General features: G+C 61.1%; 17 protein-coding genes and 1 riboswitch. Of the genes, 16 read left to right on the top strand and 1 reads right to left on the bottom strand.

Features of this window, described 5'->3' with window-relative positions:
• Positions 1 to 316 precede the first annotated feature (316 nt).
• From JL015_RS02165 to JL015_RS02140, 6 genes are all read left to right on the top strand, one after another.
• On the top strand, positions 317 to 1,402 hold the full coding sequence (locus tag JL015_RS02165; protein ID WP_201017252.1) for a DUF2066 domain-containing protein: 1,086 nt from the start codon (positions 317 to 319) through the stop codon (positions 1,400 to 1,402).
• 49 nt (positions 1,403 to 1,451) lie between these two features.
• Positions 1,452 to 2,525: an AI-2E family transporter gene (locus tag JL015_RS02160; RefSeq protein ID WP_201017251.1), complete on the top strand. Its 1,074-nt coding sequence runs from the start codon at positions 1,452 to 1,454 to the stop codon at positions 2,523 to 2,525.
• A 205-nt stretch (positions 2,526 to 2,730) separates the two neighbouring features.
• Entirely contained in the window at positions 2,731 to 3,435 is a 705-nt protein-coding gene (hda, locus tag JL015_RS02155) for a DnaA regulatory inactivator Hda (RefSeq protein ID WP_200999968.1), read from the top strand.
• Positions 3,429 to 4,193, top strand: a complete 765-nt coding sequence (locus JL015_RS02150) for an NAD-dependent deacylase (protein ID WP_201017250.1) — start codon at positions 3,429 to 3,431, stop codon at positions 4,191 to 4,193. The genes hda and JL015_RS02150 overlap by 7 nt, the downstream gene beginning before the upstream one ends.
• 75 nt (positions 4,194 to 4,268) lie before the next feature.
• On the top strand, positions 4,269 to 4,946 hold the full coding sequence (locus tag JL015_RS02145; RefSeq protein ID WP_200999966.1) for a C40 family peptidase: 678 nt from the start codon (positions 4,269 to 4,271) through the stop codon (positions 4,944 to 4,946).
• A gap of 84 nt (positions 4,947 to 5,030) precedes the next feature.
• Positions 5,031 to 5,579 carry a C40 family peptidase gene (locus JL015_RS02140; RefSeq protein ID WP_200999965.1) on the top strand — a complete coding sequence of 183 codons (549 nt, stop codon included), beginning with the start codon at positions 5,031 to 5,033 and terminating at the stop codon, positions 5,577 to 5,579.
• A gap of 151 nt (positions 5,580 to 5,730) precedes the next feature.
• Here the strand turns inward: JL015_RS02140 and JL015_RS02135 are convergent, their stop codons facing one another.
• Positions 5,731 to 7,050 carry a PQQ-dependent sugar dehydrogenase gene (locus tag JL015_RS02135; protein WP_201017249.1) on the bottom strand — a complete coding sequence of 440 codons (1,320 nt, stop codon included), beginning with the start codon at positions 7,048 to 7,050 and terminating at the stop codon, positions 5,731 to 5,733.
• Positions 7,051 to 7,155: 105 nt separating this feature from the next.
• Positions 7,156 to 7,377, top strand: a riboswitch (cobalamin riboswitch).
• Positions 7,378 to 7,469: 92 nt separating this feature from the next.
• Between JL015_RS02135 and cobO the strand changes: the two genes are divergently transcribed.
• The 10 genes from cobO to JL015_RS02085 are packed head-to-tail and all read left to right on the top strand — an operon-like array spanning position 7,470 to position 16,273.
• Positions 7,470 to 8,081 carry a cob(I)yrinic acid a,c-diamide adenosyltransferase gene (gene cobO, locus JL015_RS02130; protein ID WP_200999963.1) on the top strand — a complete coding sequence of 204 codons (612 nt, stop codon included), beginning with the start codon at positions 7,470 to 7,472 and terminating at the stop codon, positions 8,079 to 8,081.
• A gap of 10 nt (positions 8,082 to 8,091) precedes the next feature.
• Positions 8,092 to 9,387: a cobyrinate a,c-diamide synthase gene (locus JL015_RS02125; protein WP_201017248.1), complete on the top strand. Its 1,296-nt coding sequence runs from the start codon at positions 8,092 to 8,094 to the stop codon at positions 9,385 to 9,387.
• The gene (bluB, locus tag JL015_RS02120; RefSeq protein WP_201017247.1) at positions 9,384 to 10,034 is read left to right on the top strand and encodes a 5,6-dimethylbenzimidazole synthase; all 651 of its coding nucleotides are present in this window, start codon (positions 9,384 to 9,386) and stop codon (positions 10,032 to 10,034) included. The genes JL015_RS02125 and bluB overlap by 4 nt, the downstream gene beginning before the upstream one ends.
• Complete coding sequence (gene cbiB, locus JL015_RS02115; RefSeq protein WP_201017246.1) at positions 10,031 to 10,939, top strand: adenosylcobinamide-phosphate synthase CbiB; 909 nt, start codon at positions 10,031 to 10,033, stop codon at positions 10,937 to 10,939. Before bluB ends, cbiB begins: the two co-directional genes overlap by 4 nt.
• Positions 10,932 to 11,933 carry a threonine-phosphate decarboxylase CobD gene (gene cobD, locus JL015_RS02110; RefSeq protein WP_201017245.1) on the top strand — a complete coding sequence of 334 codons (1,002 nt, stop codon included), beginning with the start codon at positions 10,932 to 10,934 and terminating at the stop codon, positions 11,931 to 11,933. Before cbiB ends, cobD begins: the two co-directional genes overlap by 8 nt.
• Positions 11,930 to 13,390, top strand: a complete 1,461-nt coding sequence (locus tag JL015_RS02105; RefSeq protein WP_201017244.1) for a cobyric acid synthase — start codon at positions 11,930 to 11,932, stop codon at positions 13,388 to 13,390. The genes cobD and JL015_RS02105 overlap by 4 nt, the downstream gene beginning before the upstream one ends.
• A 1-nt stretch (position 13,391) precedes the next feature.
• Positions 13,392 to 13,913 (top strand): bifunctional adenosylcobinamide kinase/adenosylcobinamide-phosphate guanylyltransferase, encoded by a 522-nt coding sequence (gene cobU, locus JL015_RS02100; protein ID WP_201017243.1) that lies wholly within the window; start codon positions 13,392 to 13,394, stop codon positions 13,911 to 13,913.
• Positions 13,910 to 14,962 carry a nicotinate-nucleotide--dimethylbenzimidazole phosphoribosyltransferase gene (cobT, locus tag JL015_RS02095; RefSeq protein ID WP_201017242.1) on the top strand — a complete coding sequence of 351 codons (1,053 nt, stop codon included), beginning with the start codon at positions 13,910 to 13,912 and terminating at the stop codon, positions 14,960 to 14,962. The genes cobU and cobT overlap by 4 nt, the downstream gene beginning before the upstream one ends.
• Positions 14,959 to 15,531 carry an alpha-ribazole phosphatase family protein gene (gene cobC / locus JL015_RS02090; protein ID WP_201017241.1) on the top strand — a complete coding sequence of 191 codons (573 nt, stop codon included), beginning with the start codon at positions 14,959 to 14,961 and terminating at the stop codon, positions 15,529 to 15,531. Before cobT ends, cobC begins: the two co-directional genes overlap by 4 nt.
• 1 nt (position 15,532) lies before the next feature.
• Complete coding sequence (locus tag JL015_RS02085; RefSeq protein ID WP_201017240.1) at positions 15,533 to 16,273, top strand: adenosylcobinamide-GDP ribazoletransferase; 741 nt, start codon at positions 15,533 to 15,535, stop codon at positions 16,271 to 16,273.
• Positions 16,274 to 16,278 lie beyond the last annotated feature (5 nt).

Below are 16,278 nucleotides of genomic sequence, written 5' to 3'. Positions count from 1 at the left end.
CTTTAGGGGGGATTCGGGGGTATCGACCGCTGCGGCGGGGCCGGTTCAAGGTTGCGCTTTCGCGCAGTGCCATTTCAGGCCGCCACCATCGCCAGTCTGCGAAGGCGCGCGATTTTATCAGGCTTGCTGCCCGTGAGCCATCCTTGGGCCGACGGGCAGGGGGGTATCAGGCAAAAATAAAATCCGGATCGGCGATTCAGGCCTTCCTTAATAAGCTGTAATTTTATGTGAATGATTGGCAAGGACCTGCTGTCTGAGGCATGTTGAGCATCTTTATACGGTCTTCAATGCCGTTTTTTCCGTTCGGGAACTGTCCATGCGTTTTTCTAGATTCCTTTTCGTCGGCTGCCTGTCTCTGTTCAGCCTGCCCGGCCTTGCCGAGACCGTGAGCAATTTGTATCAAGTGCGTGAAACTGTCAGCGGCCAGTCGCCCGAGGAGCGTACCCGCGCGACTCAGGCTGCCCTTGAAACACTGGTAGTGCGCCTGACCGGCGATACCAAGGCTGCCCAGGGTTCGGCCTTGGCCGAGTTGCGCAAGGACCCGCAACAGATCATCAGCCAGTACGGCTATGAAGCCGGCCCACCTGAAACCCTGCTGGTGGATTTCGATCCGGCCACTACCGACCGCTCCCTGCGTCAGGCCGGCCTGTCGATATGGGGCAGCAATCGCCCGTCGATCCTGGGCTGGTGGCTGCTGGACTCCACCGAAGGTTCCAATCTGGTCGGCGATGGCCAGACTTCTGCCGAGCCCCTGCGCCGTGCAGCCCAGCATCGTGGCATGCCTTTGCGTCTGCCGCTGGCTGACCTGAGCGAGCAGGGCATTGGTACGGCGCAGCATCTTGAAAGCAACGATGTCACGCCGTTGAAAGAAGCTTCCGAGCGTTATGGCGCCGACGCCATTCTTGCCGTGCATGCCAAGGAAGAGGCCGGACAATGGCAGGGCAAGTGGCGGTTGTGGCTGGGTGATCAGCGCGAGCAGGGTACCGCCACCGGCGCCAATCCAGAAGCGTTGGCCGATTCCGTTCTTCTGGCAGTGAGCCAGCGTCTGGCGCCACGCTTTGTGGCCAAGCCGGGGGCGTCCACCGGGCTGGTATTCCAGGTGCAAGGCATGACGCTGGAGCGTTATGCACAATTGCTTAATCTGCTTGAACCCTTTGGCGCCAGGCTCCAGTCGGTCGAGGCTGATCGCGTGACTTTTGAAGTCACGAGCAGCCCGGAGCAGCTACGCTCGCAATTGTCCCTGGCAAAATTGCAGGAAGTGCCTGCCAGCGAAGCTGCGACCGCTACCACTGCGCCAACTGCTCCAGCCGCGCCAGTCGATGCCGGTGCGCCGCCTGCTCCTTCTGCCGGCGCGCCAACGATTGTCCCGGTGTCTGCACCGCAACTGTATTTCCGTTGGTAGCCTGGCAAAGAGTGCCGGAGTACGTTTTTTCCTGGGGTTGGGGTCATTGATGACTGATACAAGGCGTTGGTACTTGCTTGGCGGGATTGCTCTGCTGGCTGCGTTCATATTTATGCTGCATCCGATTCTGATGCCGTTTCTGGTAGCGCTGCTGCTGGCCTATATGGGTGATCCGCTGGTTGATCGTCTTGAAAGGTTAGGGATGTCGAGAACGCTGGGGGTGGTGGCGGTATTCGGTCTGTTCACGCTGGTGCTGATGGCGCTGCTGCTGGTTCTGGTGCCGATGCTGGCCAAGCAGTTGTTCCGTCTTTATGAGCTGGCCCCGCAGATTCTCGACTGGTTGCAGCATACGGCTTTGCCGTGGGTGCAAGCCAAGTTCGGCTTGTCTGACGGTTTCTGGAAGTTCGACAAGGTCAAGACGGCAATTTCCGAGCACATGGGCAAGGCGGGGGATATCGTCAGCGTGGTGTTGTCGCAAGCCACGGCATCGAGCCTTGCGCTGATCGGCTGGCTGACCAATCTGGTGCTGATCCCGGTGGTGTGTTTCTACCTGCTGCGTGACTGGGACCTGATGATGGGCAAGGTCCGTGGCCTGCTGCCTCGTCATCGTGAGGATCAGGTCGTGAAACTGGCCGGCGAATGCCATGAGGTGCTGGGTGCGTTCATTCGTGGCCAGTTGCTGGTGATGGTCGGTCTGGGTGTGATCTACGCGGCTGGCCTTATGCTGGTCGGTCTTGAGCTTGGGCTTCTGATCGGCGTGATCGCTGGGCTTGCGGCCATCGTGCCTTATATGGGCTTTGTGATCGGTATCGGTGCTGCACTGGTTGCCGGGTTGTTCCAGTTCGGCGGCGAGCTGTATCCGCTGCTGGGCATCGTTGCCGTGTTCATGATTGGCCAGATGCTCGAAGGCATGGTGCTCACGCCGTTGCTGGTGGGCGACCGGATCGGTCTGCATCCGGTGGCAGTGATCTTTGCGATTCTGGCCGGTGGCGAGCTATTCGGTTTTACCGGCATTCTGCTGGCGTTGCCGGTAGCGGCAGTGATCATGGTGCTGGTGCGTCATATTCATGACATTTATAAGAGCTCCGAAGTCTACGGCGGCATGGAAGACCCTGATCTATAGAGCTTTGTCGTTCTCCTGAATCCGGCGCTCAGACATTTTCGCCAACAGGGTCATGCAGGCCCGGTTGGCGAAGGTTTGTAGCGCCAAAGCGCAAGTCTTTGATTTTGCTTGGGGTATGGCGCATTGTGCCGTCGCCGTCACGGGTATAAACTTTGCGCACTTTCCCAGAGGCCCTTAGCGGTTCGCCTGAACCGTGTCAGCCAGCATGAAACCGATTCAGCTGCCCCTGAGTGTTCGTCTGCGTGATGACGCCACTTTCATCAATTACTATCCCGGCGCCAATGCTGCGGCACTCGGCTATGTCGAGCGCCTGTGCGAGGCCGATGCGGGGTGGACGGAAAGCCTGATCTATCTGTGGGGCAAGGATGGCGTGGGTCGTACGCACTTGCTTCAGGCCGCGTGCCTGCGCTTCGAGCAGATGGGTGAGCCTTCGGTGTATCTGCCCCTGGCCGAAGTGATCGATGAAGGCGTCGAGCTGTTCGATCACCTTGAGCAGTACGAGCTGGTTTGCCTGGACGACCTGCAAGCGGTAGTGGGCAAGCCGGAGTGGGAAGAAGCGTTGTTTCATCTGTTCAACCGTTTGCGTGACAGCGGGCGTCGCCTGCTGATCGCCGCCTCCCAGTCGCCACGCGAGTTGCCGGTCAAGCTGCCTGACCTCAAATCCCGACTGACCATGGCGCTGGTGTTCCAGATGCGCCCTCTGTCCGATGAGGACAAGCTGCGCGCCCTGCAACTGCGTGCTTCCCGTCGCGGCCTGCACCTGACCGACGAAGTCGGGCATTTCATCCTCACCCGCGGCACGCGCAGCATGAGCGCCTTGTTCGAGTTGCTGGAGCGTCTTGATCAGGCCTCTCTTCAGGAAAAGCGCAAGCTGACCATTCCCTTCTTGAAGGAAACCCTGGGTTGGTAGATCAGGCCTTGCTGATGCAGACGGCGGCAGCACTGCGCCATGCTCAGCGGATCCTGGTGATTACCGGCGCGGGGCTTTCGGCTGATTCGGGTCTGCCGACCTATCGCGGTGTTGGCGGGCTGTATAACGGCAAGACCGATGATGGCCTGCCGATCGAGGTGGCCTTGTCGGGGCCGATGCTGCGCCGTGATCCCGAACTGTGCTGGAAGTACATTGCCGAGCTGGGCAAGGCCTGTCTTGGCGGGCAGCCCAATGCTGCGCATTACGCCATTGCTCAATTGCAGAGGATCAAGCCCGAATGCTGGGTGCTGACCCAGAACGTCGATGGCTATCATCGCGCCGCAGGCAGCCCGCCTGAGCGCCTGATCGAGATCCACGGGCAAATGGCTCCACTTTTTTGCCAGGCCTGTGGCGAAAAAGACCCTCATTTGAGTGAACACCTGCAACGTCCGTTGCCGCCCTTGTGCGAGAAATGTAGTGGCGTTTTGCGACCGTCCGTCGTGCTGTTTCAGGAGATGTTGCCGGAGCAAGCTCTTGAAACACTTTATGAGGAGATGGCCAAAGGCTTTGATGCAGTGCTGAGCATCGGCACCACCGCCAGCTTCCCCTATATCCACGAACCTGTGCTGCGCACCCGTATTTGCGGGGGATTCACCGCAGAAATCAATCCGGCGGCCACCGATCACAGCGCGCAGATGGACGTTTTTCTGAAGTGCCGAGCGGCACATGTCATGGAAAAACTCATAAGTCACATTTGATTCGATTGAATTTGCAAATCATCTTGATAGCGGGCATAGTCTCGCCTTCTTAACAGTTCAGCCACGGTCGTGCCCATGCAAGTAGTTCGCTTCGCACCCCTCGTGCCCCTCGCACTCGTTACTTTTTTGTTTGGTTGCTCTGCCAATTTACCGGTATCTCAAGAGCAACAACCGCAGTACACGAATTCCACCAGCTCGCAGTCTGCTGCTCGCCGTGCAGACGCAGCCATGTTGCAGGAAGAACTCGCCACCGAAGACGAACTGGCCGGTTTTGCTGACAACAAGCCTTACCAGTTGCCGGTTCTGGCCGACAGCATCCTTGAACGTGGCAAGTCCCTGATCGGTACGCGCTACCGTTTCGGTGGTTCTTCGACCACTTCGGGTTTCGATTGCAGCGGTTTCATCGGTTATCTGTTCCGCGAAGAGGCTGGCATGAGCCTGCCGCGTTCCACTCGCGAAATGATCAACGTGAATGCGCCTCTGGTTTCGCGTAATGACCTCAAGCCCGGTGACCTGCTGTTCTTCAGCACCCGTGGTCGCGGTCGTGTGAGCCACGCAGCCATTTATCTGGGTGACGATCAGTTCATCCATTCCAGCAGCCGCCGCAGCGGCGGTGTGCGCATCGACAGCCTCGATGACGCTTACTGGAGCAAGACCTTCATCGAAGCCAAGCGTGCCCTGGCAATGGCTCCCTCAAGCGAGCCTGTCCAGACCACCGCAATGACATCGACTACAATCAAGCGCCATAAATGATGTGATACGCAGACAGGCATGAGCCTGTCTGCTTTTTTCGATTCTCGGCAGCGTAGGCCGCATCCAGATCAGGTTGTTGTGGTTATGTCGATTACGTTACGTCTGGCGGTCATCTCCATCGCTGCGTTGCTGGGTGCTTGTGCCAGCTCGCCACCTCCTCAGTCCCGTGTCGTTCAACGTCCGGTGCTTTCTGCTCCCCCGCAAGTTCTCTCCCAGGCTGCCGAAGACGTACTGTTCCGTGCGCTTGGGCTGGTCGGCACGCCTTATCGCTGGGGCGGCAACACGCCGGATTCGGGGTTCGATTGCAGTGGCCTGATCGGCTATGTGTATCGTGACGCGGCGGGTATCTCGTTGCCGCGCTCCACCCGCGACATGATCGTGATGGGTGCGCCGAATGTCGGGCGTGAACAGCTGCAATCCGGTGATCTGGTGTTCTTTGCAACATCGGGTGGCTCGCAGGTTTCCCATGCGGGCATCTATGTCGGAGAGGGGCGCTTCGTGCATGCCCCGGCGACCGGTGGCACGGTGAAGCTGGACAGCCTGGACAAGCCGTATTGGCAAAAGGCCTATCTCAACGCCAAGCGCGTGATCCAGCCCTCGAACCTGGCGCAGAACGCACAGCTGCATAATTAACACCCGCGTAGGAGCGAATTCATTCGCGAGACGTCATTGAAGGCCTATACATTTTCTTCGGATGTACAGGCCTCTCGCGAATAAATTCGCTCCTACCCAGCCTGTTTTCAACGCGGCATGACCGAGCGCAGAGCCTCTACCGGGGCGTGGGTCATTTCACTGACGTCACTCGCCAGATCTTGTTGCCCACGTCATCCGCTACCAACAATCCGCCATGCTGGTCATTGACCACACCCACCGGGCGCCCCTGGGCTTTTTCGTCTGCACTCAGGAAGCCGGTCAGTACATCCACTGGTGCGCCAGTGGGTTTGCCGCCGCTGAAGGGGATGAACACCACTTTATAGCCGCTGTGTGGCTTGCGATTCCATGAGCCGTGCTGGCCGATGAACAGGCCTTCGTTGAACGGCGACGCCAGTGTCTTGCCATCGGCGAACACCAGCCCCAGCGATGCCGTGTGCGGGCCGACCGCGTAATCCGGGGAGATGGCCTTGGCGACCAGTTCCGGTTTCTGGGGTTTGACCCGCACATCTACATTCTGGCCGTAATAGCTGTAGGGCCAGCCATAGAAGCCGCCATCCTGCACCGAGGTGACGTAGTCAGGCACCAGATCGCTGCCGATCTCGTCGCGCTCGTTGACGGCTGTCCACAACTTGCCGGTGTGTGGTTCCCAGTCCATGCCATTGGGGTTGCGCAGGCCCGAGGCGAAAATCCGGTGTTGGCCGGTGGCAGCGTCCACTTCCCAGATCGCGGCGCGGCCTTCTTCCTGATCCATGCCGTTTTCGCCCACATTGCTGTTGGAGCCGACAGTGACGTACAGCTTGCTGCCGTCCTTGCTGGCGATCACGTTCTTGGTCCAGTGATGGTTGAGCGTGCCGCCAGGCAAGTCGACGACCTTGGTCGGCTGGGCGTTGATGGAGGTCTGGCCGGTTTCATAGGGGAAGCTGATCAGGCGGTCGGTGTCGGCTATATAGAGCTTGTTGCCCACCAGCGTCATGCCGAAGGGCGAGTTGAGGTTTTGCAGAAAGACCGTGCGCGTTTCGGCCACGCCGTCGTGGTCTTTGTCGCGTAGCAGGGTGATTCGGTTGGCGCTGGGTACGCCAGCCCCGGCACGGTTCATGACCTTTTCCATGACCCAGCCGCGTATGCCTTTGGAGTCGTCAGGTTTGGGCGGCGCATTGGTTTCCGCGACCAGCACGTCGCCATTGGGTAGTACGTATAGCCAGCGCGGGTGATCCAGCCCTTCGGCAAACGCCGCGACCTGAGTGCCGGGCGCTGCGACCGGTTTGGCGTTCTTTTCCCAGCCCACGGCGGGCGCGATATTGACGGTGGGGATCAGGGTCTTGTTCGGCTCGGGCAGCCTGGGCGAAGGGCCGGTGCCATCCGAGACTTGCAGTGTCGAGGACTCGCCGCAGGCTACAAGGCCCCCGGCAACCAGAAGCAGCAAGGCAAGCTGCGGTTTAAGTGTGAACATGCCGATCTCCATAACGGTCAGTGGTCAGTTAAAAGATAGGAGATACCTGCACTGTCGAGGTTCAATCCTGTTGTGTCGATTGACGCTCCCACCCCAACCCTCTACCCTTCGCGGCTTGTTTCAGGTGCTTTGCAGTCCTCGATTGGCAAAGTGAAACAGGGAAGCCGGTGAGGAGGCATTGCAACTCCGATCCCGGCGCTGCCCCCGCAACGGTAAATGAGTCAAGACTGCGCTCGATGCCACTGTGTCCCAGGACACGGGAAGGCGCGCAGGTCAGGCAGATGCCTGCTCATGAGCCCGGAGACCGGCCTGATCCACTCAACAGCATCACGGCGGGCGATGCTCTGCGCAGGGCTTTGCCGTGCTGTCTGATGCTGTCCTTCCGTCTGCTTTCGCGTGCCCTCAAGCGGAGAGCTGAGATGAACGAATCCCCCGAACGTGACGAACGTCATCTGGCGCGCATGCTGCGCAAGAAGGCGGTAATTGACGAGCGTATTGCCAACGCTCCCAACGAGTGTGGCTTGCTGCTGGTATTGACCGGTAATGGCAAGGGTAAAAGCAGCTCTGCATTCGGCATGCTCGCCCGGGCCATGGGGCACGACATGCAGTGCGGCGTGGTGCAGTTCATCAAAGGCCGCAACAGCACCGGCGAAGAACTGTTCTTCCGGCGTTTCCCCGAGCAGGTGCGTTACCACGTGATGGGCGAGGGTTTCACCTGGGAAACCCAGGATCGTCAGCGTGATATCGCTGCCGCTGAAGCCGCCTGGGAAGTTTCCCGTGAAATGCTTCGCGATCCGAGCATCGGGCTGGTGATCCTCGATGAGCTGAATATCGCCCTCAAGCACGGCTATCTGGATCTGGAACAAGTACTGAGTGACCTGCAAGCCCGTCCACCGATGCAGCATGTGGTGGTGACCGGCCGTGGCGCCAAACCCGAATTGATCGATCTGTCCGATACCGTTTCCGAGATCGGCGTAGTCAAGCATGCGTTCCAGGCCGGAATTCGTGCGCAAAAAGGCATCGAGTTGTGAGTAAACCGTTATGAGAGCGCCGCGTCATTGCCCGGCAGTATTGATTGCCGCGCCCGCGTCCGGGCAGGGCAAGACCACGGTCACCGCTGCGCTGGCACGCTTGCACCGTAATCAGGGCCGCAAGGTCCGTGTGTTCAAGTGCGGGCCTGACTTTCTGGACCCGATGATTCTGGAGCGGGCCAGCGGCGCGCCGGTCTATCAACTTGATCTGTGGATGGTGGGTGCCGACGAAAGCCGACGCCTGTTGTGGGAAGCGGCCGATGAGGCAGATCTGATCCTGATCGAAGGTGTGATGGGGCTGTTCGACGGTACGCCGTCCAGCGCCGATCTTGCTCGTCATTTCGGCGTTCCGGTGCTGGGCGTGATCGACGGCACGGCCATGGCCCAGACCTTCGGGGCGCTGGCTTTGGGGTTGGCGCGTTACCAGCCGGACTTGCCGTTCGCCGGGGTACTGGCCAATCGGGTCGGCACCGTGCGTCATGCGCAACTGCTCGAAGGCAGCCTGACTGAAGGCCTGCGCTGGTATGGCGCGCTGTCCCGTGAAACCGGTATCGAATTGCCCAGCCGTCATCTGGGGCTGGTGCAGGCCAGTGAACTCAACGATCTGGACCTGCGTCTGGATGCCGCCGCCGATGCGCTGGCCAGCACCTGTGAAGTGGCCTTGCCGCCCGCTGTGACTTTCAATGCGCCGGATCCGGTGCCTGCCGAACCTTTATTGGCTGGCGTGCGTATCGCGATTGCTCGTGACGAGGCCTTTGCCTTTGCCTATGGCGCGAGCCTTGACCTGCTGCGAGCCATGGGGGCGGAGCTGTCGTTCTTCTCGCCGATCCGCGATAGCCGGTTGCCCGAGGCCGACAGCCTGTATCTCCCTGGCGGTTACCCGGAGCTGCACCATGCTGCTCTGGCCGAAAACGCTCCGATGCTGACGGCGATTCGTGCCCATCATCAGGCGGGCAAGCCGATCCTGGCCGAGTGCGGCGGCATGTTGTATCTGCTCGATGCCCTGACCGATGTCGAAGGGCAGCGGGCAGAACTGGTAGGCTTGCTGAATGGCGAGGCGGTGATGCAAAAGCGTCTGGCGGCGTTGGCGTTGCAAGCGGTCGAGCTGCCTGAAGGCTTGCTGCGCGGACACACCTATCACCATTCCCTGACCAGCACCGAGTTGCAGCCCATTGCCCGTGGCGTCAGCCCCAATGGCGGACGAGGCGCAGAGGCGGTGTACCGCAACGGGCGTCTGACAGCTTCTTACGTTCATTTCTATTTCCCTTCCAATCCCCAGGCGGTTGCGGCGCTGTTTACACCATGACCGATCAAGCGTTCAGCCCCCAGGAGCGGGAAGCGGTATATCGGGCGATTGCCGAGCGTCGCGACATGCGTCACTTCAGTGGCGGCAGCGTGGCGCCTGAACTGCTTGCACGTTTGCTTGAGGCGGCGCATCAGGCGCCCAGTGTCGGTTTGATGCAACCCTGGCGTTTTATCCGCATCAGCGACCCGGCATTGCGGGCGAAGATGCAGGCTCAGGTGGAGGAGGAGCGGGTACGTACTGCCGAAGCCCTGGGCGAGCGTGCCGACGAATTCATGAAGCTCAAGGTCGAGGGCATCAGCGATTGCGCCGAGGTGTTGGTCGCCGCGCTCATGGAGGACCGCGAGAAGCATATCTTCGGTCGCCGGACCTTGCCGGAAATGGACATGGCGTCCTTGTCCTGCGCGATCCAGAACCTGTGGCTGGCTTCCCGCGCCGAAGGGCTGGGCATGGGCTGGGTGTCGCTGTTCGACCCGCAGCAACTGGCCAGCCTGCTGGGCATGCCCGAAGGCGCAAAACCCCTGGCGATTCTGTGTCTGGGGCCGGTGAAAGAGTTTTATCCTGCGCCGATGCTGGTGCTGGAAGGCTGGGCGCAGGCTCGGCCACTCAATGAATTGCTGTATGAAAATCAATGGGGAGTGAGTCCATGAGTGTGGCGCTGTTGAGCGTTGCCGGTGTGGCGCTGGATGCGTTGCTCGGCGAGCCGAAACGCTCACATCCGCTGGTGGCGTTCGGTCGTTTGGCCGACCGTATAGAGCAGCGTTTCAATTCCGGCGGTCGCGGCTGGCGCAGCCATGGCGTCACGGCCTGGTTTCTGGCCGTGGTGCCATTGACCCTGCTGGCAACACTCTTGAGCTGGTTGCCCTATGTCGGCTGGCTGGTGGAAATTCTGGCGCTGTATTGTGCGCTGGGGCTGCGCAGCCTGGGCGAACATGTGGAGCCGGTTGCTCAGGCCCTGCGCTCGGGCAATCTGGAGGAGGCGCGGCGCCGGGTCGGTTATCTGGTCAGCCGCCAGACCACCGAACTGGACGAGACGCAAGTTGCTCGGGCGGCAACCGAGTCCGTACTGGAAAACGGCAGCGATGCGGTGTTTGCCGCGCTGTTCTGGTTTGCGGTGGCCGGTGCGCCCGGCGTGGTTTTGTACCGACTGAGCAACACGCTGGATGCCATGTGGGGGTATCGCAACGAGCGTTTCGAGCGCTTCGGCTGGGCTGCGGCGAAAATCGACGACCTGCTCAACTATATTCCTGCGCGTCTGGTGGCCTTGACCTACGCGCTGCTGGGCAAGACTCGCCTTGCCTTGCGCTGCTGGCGAACCCAAGGGCCGACCTGGGACAGCCCCAATGCCGGGCCTGTGATGGCGGCCGGTGCCGGTGCCCTGGGTGTTGAGCTGGGTGGCGCGGCGATCTATCACGGTGAGCTGCATCAGCGTCCGCAACTGGGCGAGGGTGTGCCGGCCGATGCGAATGCTATCGACCGCGGCTGGCAACTGGTGCAGAGAGGCGTCTGGCTGTGGTTGCTGATCTTGTGCATGGGGGCCGAGTTCTATGCTTGAGCACGGTGGTCGCCTGCGGGCGGCAGCGCAACATTACGGTATCGACCGCGCTGACTGGCTGGACCTGTCCACCGGCATCGCGCCCTGGGCGTGGCCGATTCCAGACATTGCGCCACAGGCCTGGGCACGCTTGCCGGAAAACGATGATGGTCTGGAGGCCGCAGCCTGTGCTTATTACGGCGTGCCTCATCTGTTGCCGGTGCCCGGGTCGCAAGCGGCGATCCAGGCACTGCCACGTGTGCGCAGTACCTGCCGGGTCGGTGTCTTGTCGCCGTGTTATGCCGAACATGCCCATGCCTGGCGCAAAAGCGGATTTCTGGTGCGCGAAGTCCGGGAACATGAAGTGGAATACTTCCTGGACAGCCTAGACGTGCTGGTGGTGGTCAACCCCAACAATCCCACGGGCCTGCACCTGACCTCGGAACGTCTTCTGGAATGGCACGCTCGTCTGGCCGAGCGCGGCGGCTGGCTGGTGGTCGATGAGGCATTCATGGATAACACGCCTGACGCGAGTCTGGCGGCCGAAACCTGGCGGGTTGGTTTGATCGTGTTGCGTTCGTTCGGCAAGTTCTTTGGCCTTGCCGGTGTAAGGCTGGGTTTCGTGCTGGCTGAGCCGGGCCTGTTGAAATCGTTGGCGGAGCAGATCGGCCCTTGGGCGGTCAGCGGCCCGACACGGATTCTGGGTCAGGTGTGCCTGGGTGATCTGGAAGGCCATGCCCGGCAGCGCTTGCGCTGCGATCAGGCCAGCCAGCGATTGGCGACATTGCTCAGCAATAACGGCCTGAGCCCGCAGGGTGGCTGCGCGCTGTTCCAGTGGGTGGTTACGGAGCAGGCACAAGCCCTCCATGACTTCTTTGCCCGGCGTGGCGTGTTGCTGCGCTTGTTCGATGGTGAGGGTTCGGTCACCAGTCTGCGTTTTGGTCTGCCTTGCGAAGAGGCCGACTGGCTGCGCCTGGAAAATGTACTGCTTGAATACCGCAAGGAAACCCCATGACCACGTTGATGGTGCAAGGCACGACGTCCGATGCTGGCAAAAGCACGCTGGTAACCGCGCTTTGTCGCTGGCTGACCCGTCAGGGCGTCAAGGTGGTGCCGTTCAAGCCGCAGAACATGGCGCTCAACAGCGCGGTGACGGCAGACGGCGGGGAGATCGGTCGTGCCCAGGCTGTACAGGCCCAGGCCTGCGGGCTTGAACCCCACACCGACATGAACCCGGTGCTGCTCAAGCCCAATAGCGATACCGGAGCACAGGTCATCATTCATGGCCGCGCTGTCACTACCATGAATGCGGTGGCCTATCACGGCTATAAAGAGATCGCGATGAAAGCGGTGCTGGAGTCGCACCAGCGCCTGGGCGAGGCTTATCCAGTGATCATGGTGGAGGGTGCCGGTTCGCCTGCGGAGATCAATCTGCGCGCCAACGACATCGCCAATATGGGGTTTGCCGAAGCGGTGGATTGCCCGGTGTTGCTGGTCGCCGATATCAACCGCGGCGGCGTGTTCGCGCATCTGGTCGGTACGCTGGAGTTGCTGTCGCCCAGCGAGCAGGCGCGGGTCAAAGGGTTTGTCATCAACCGTTTTCGTGGCGATATCGCGCTGCTGCAACCGGGGCTGGACTGGCTCGAAGCGCGCACCGGCAAGCCGGTGGTGGGCGTGTTGCCGTATGTGATGGATTTGCACCTGGAAGCCGAGGACGGTCTGGATCGACGCCAGACCGACAAGGTCGAGCAAGTGCTGAATGTCGTGGTGCCAGTGCTGCCACGCATCAGCAACCACACCGATTTCGATCCGCTGCGCCTGCATCCGCAGGTCAATCTGCAATTCATCGGCCCCGGTCAGCCTGTGCCTCCTGCTGATCTGATCATCCTGCCGGGCTCGAAAAGTGTGCGCAGCGACCTGACTTACCTGCGCGCCAATGGCTGGGACACTGCCATTGACCGGCATCTGCGCTATGGCGGCAAGCTGCTGGGCATTTGCGGCGGCCTGCAGATGCTGGGCCAGCAGTTGCATGATCCGTTGGGCCTTGAGGGCGCGGCAGGTTCCAGCCCCGGTCTGGGCTTGCTGGACATGAGCACGGTGCTGGAAGCCGAGAAGCAGTTGCGTAATGTGCGCGGACGTCTGGTGCTGGAAGACGCCGAAGTCTGTGGCTATGAAATCCACGCAGGTGTCACCAGCGGTGCTGCATTGGAAAACGCAGCCGTACGTCTGGACGACGGCCGCAGTGACGGCGCGCAAAGTGCTGACGGGCAGATTTTCGGGACTTATCTGCATGGCCTGTTCGAGTCGCCTGCCGCGTGTAGCGCACTGCTGCGTTGGGCGGGTTTGCAGGATGTGCAGCAGGTGGATTATCACGGGCTGCGCGAGCGGGATATCGAGCGTCTGGCCGACCTGGTGGAAAAACACCTCGATGGCCGTTTGTTGCGCGAGCTGTGCGGCCTGGAGGCGAATTGAAATGCTGCAATTGATCCTGGGTGGTGCCCGTTCGGGCAAGAGTCGCCTGGCTGAAAAACTGGCGGCGGAATCGGAACTGAGCGTCATTTATATCGCCACCAGCCAGCCGCTGGACGGCGAGATGAGTCAGCGCGTGATCAGTCATCGTCAGCGTCGCCCCGACAGTTGGGGGCTGGTTGAAGAGCCGCTGGAGCTGGCCCGTGTCCTGCGCGAAAACGCCGCAACCGGGCACTGCCTGCTGGTGGACTGCCTGACGCTGTGGCTGACCAATCTGCTGATGCTCGATAATCCCGAGCGTCTGGTTCAAGAGCGCGATGCGCTGCTGGAGTGCCTGGGCGAACTGCCGGGCGAAATCATTTTTGTCAGCAACGAAACCGGGCTGGGCGTCGTGCCGCTGGGTGAGCTGACCCGCCGCTATGTCGACGAAGCCGGGCTGTTGCACCAGGCCATTGCCGAGCGTTGTCAGCGTGTGGTGCTGACCGTTGCCGGCTTGCCTCTGACTTTGAAAGGAACCGCATTATGAGTAATTCCTGGTGGCTAAAGCCCGCTCAGGCCATCGATGTGCCGATGCGTGAAGCCGCTCTGGCTCGTCAGCAGCAACTGACCAAGCCGGCCGGTTCGCTGGCGCAACTGGAGCGGCTGGCGGTTCAGCTCGCAGGCTTGCAAGGGCGAGTCAAACCCAAGGCCGATCAGGTGTGGATTGCGATTTTTGCCGGTGATCACGGAGTCGTGGCGGAAGGCGTTTCGGCTTATCCGCAGGAAGTGACCGGGCAGATGCTGCATAACTTCGTCAACGGCGGCGCTGCGATCAGCGTGTTGGCCAAGCAGTTGTCGGCGCAGCTGGACGTGGTTGATCTGGGTTCCGTATCGCCCGTGGATTTCCCCGGTGTGCGGCATTTGCGCATTGGCGCAGGTACCGCCAACTTTGCCCAGGGCCCGGCCATGACGGTCGAGCAGGGGCTGGCGGCCATGCAGGCCGGGCGCGACAGTGTGTTGCGGGCCAAGGCCGCGGGTTCCGAGCTGTTCATCGGCGGCGAAATGGGGATCGGCAATACCACAGCGGCCAGTGCTGTCGCCTGTTCGTTGCTGGAGTGCGCGGCGCAATTGCTGGTCGGCCCTGGTACTGGCCTGAACGCCGAGGGCGTGCGGCACAAGAGCGAGGTCATCGAGCGTGCTCTGGTCCTGCATGCCGAGCAGGCGGGCGATCCGTTGCAAAGCCTGTTCTGCCTGGGTGGTTTCGAGATTGCCGCGCTGGCAGGTGCTTACCTGGCCTGTGCGCAGGAAGGCATCGCGGTGCTGGTGGATGGTTTCATTTGCAGCGTTGCGGCGCTGGTCGCTGTGCGTCTGAATCCGTCCTGCCGCGACTGGCTGCTGTTTGGTCATCGTGGCGCGGAGCCTGGGCATCGTCATCTGCTGGAAGCCTTGCAGGCTGAGCCTTTACTGGACCTGGGCCTGCGCCTGGGTGAAGGCAGCGGCGCAGCCTTGGCGGTGCCGCTGGTGCGGCTGGCCTGTGAACTGCACAACGGCATGGCGACCTTCGCTGAAGCGGCTGTGGCGGATCGTCCGGCATGACATTGCATCTGGACCTGTTGCGTCACGGTGAAACCGAACTGGGTGGCGGCCTGCGCGGCAGCCTGGACGACGCCCTGACTGCGACGGGCTGGGAGCAGATGCGCGAGGCCGTTGCACAAGCAGGCCCGTGGGATCGGATTTACAGCTCGCCCTTGCAGCGCTGTGCGCGTTTTGCCGAAGAGCTTGCGGACAAACTGGCGTTGCCGCTGCATCTTGAGCCGGGCTTGCAAGAGCTGCATTTCGGCGACTGGGAAGGGCATAGCGCCGCGCAACTGATGGAAACCGACGCTGAAGGGCTGGGGTTGTTCTGGGAAGATCCTTACGCTTTCACACCGCCCAATGGCGAGCGGGTTGTGGACTTCTCAGCACGGGTATTGGGCGCGGTTCAGGCGTTGCAGCAGCGCCATGCCGGTGAGCGAGTGTTGCTGGTCAGCCACGGTGGGGTGATGCGCCTTTTGCTGGCTCAGGCGCGGGGTTTGCCTCGCGAACAGTTGTTGCAGGTCGTGGTCGGCCACGGAGCGCTGCTGTCCGTCAGTGTCGCCGCTGGCGGCGTGTTGACGGAGAACTGAGATGCTGCCGTTCTGGATCGCCCTGCAATTTCTCAGCAGCTTGCCGATTCGGCTGCCGGGTATGCCGCAGCCTCAGGAGCTAGGGCGTTCGTTGTTGTTCTATCCGCTGGTGGGCGTGCTGTTCGGTGTGCTGTTGATGATGCTGAACGTCGTGCTCGACGGCGCGCCACTGATGCTGCATGCCGCGTTGCTGCTGACGGCTTGGGTGTTGCTAAGTGGTGGCTTGCATCTGGACGGCCTGGCAGACAGCGCCGACGCCTGGCTGGGCGGCTTTGGCGACCGTGAACGAACCCTAAGCATCATGAAAGACCCGCGCAGCGGGCCTGTTGCCGTGGTGACACTGGTGCTGGTCCTGCTGCTCAAGTTCACCGCCATTCTGGCCTTGATCGAAAACCAAAACAGCATCGCCTTGCTGTTGGCTCCGCTGATCGGGCGCAGCGCCATGCTTGGGCTGTTTCTCGGCACTCCTTATGTTCGGGCGGGCGGTCTTGGGCAGGCGCTGGCCGATCATTTGCCAAAGCACACCGGGCAGTGGGTCTTGCTGATTAGTGCGGGCGCTTGTGTGTTACTGGGTGGCTGGGCCGGATTGATTGCTGTGCTTGCGGCAACCGCGGGTTTCTTCTGGCTGCGCCAGTTGATGTTGCGCCGGTTGGGCGGTACGACCGGTGATACCGCGGGTGCCTTGCTGGAGTTGCTTGAGGTGTTGGTTTTGTTGGCGGTTGTGTTGGTTTTTCGCGAATGAACTCG

This window comes from Pseudomonas cichorii (genome assembly GCF_015471405.1).
GTDB lineage: Bacteria > Pseudomonadota > Gammaproteobacteria > Pseudomonadales > Pseudomonadaceae > Aquipseudomonas > Aquipseudomonas serbiensis.
The sequence above is the reverse complement of the archived record's forward strand: the minus strand, read 5'-3'. Positions and strand labels throughout refer to the sequence as shown.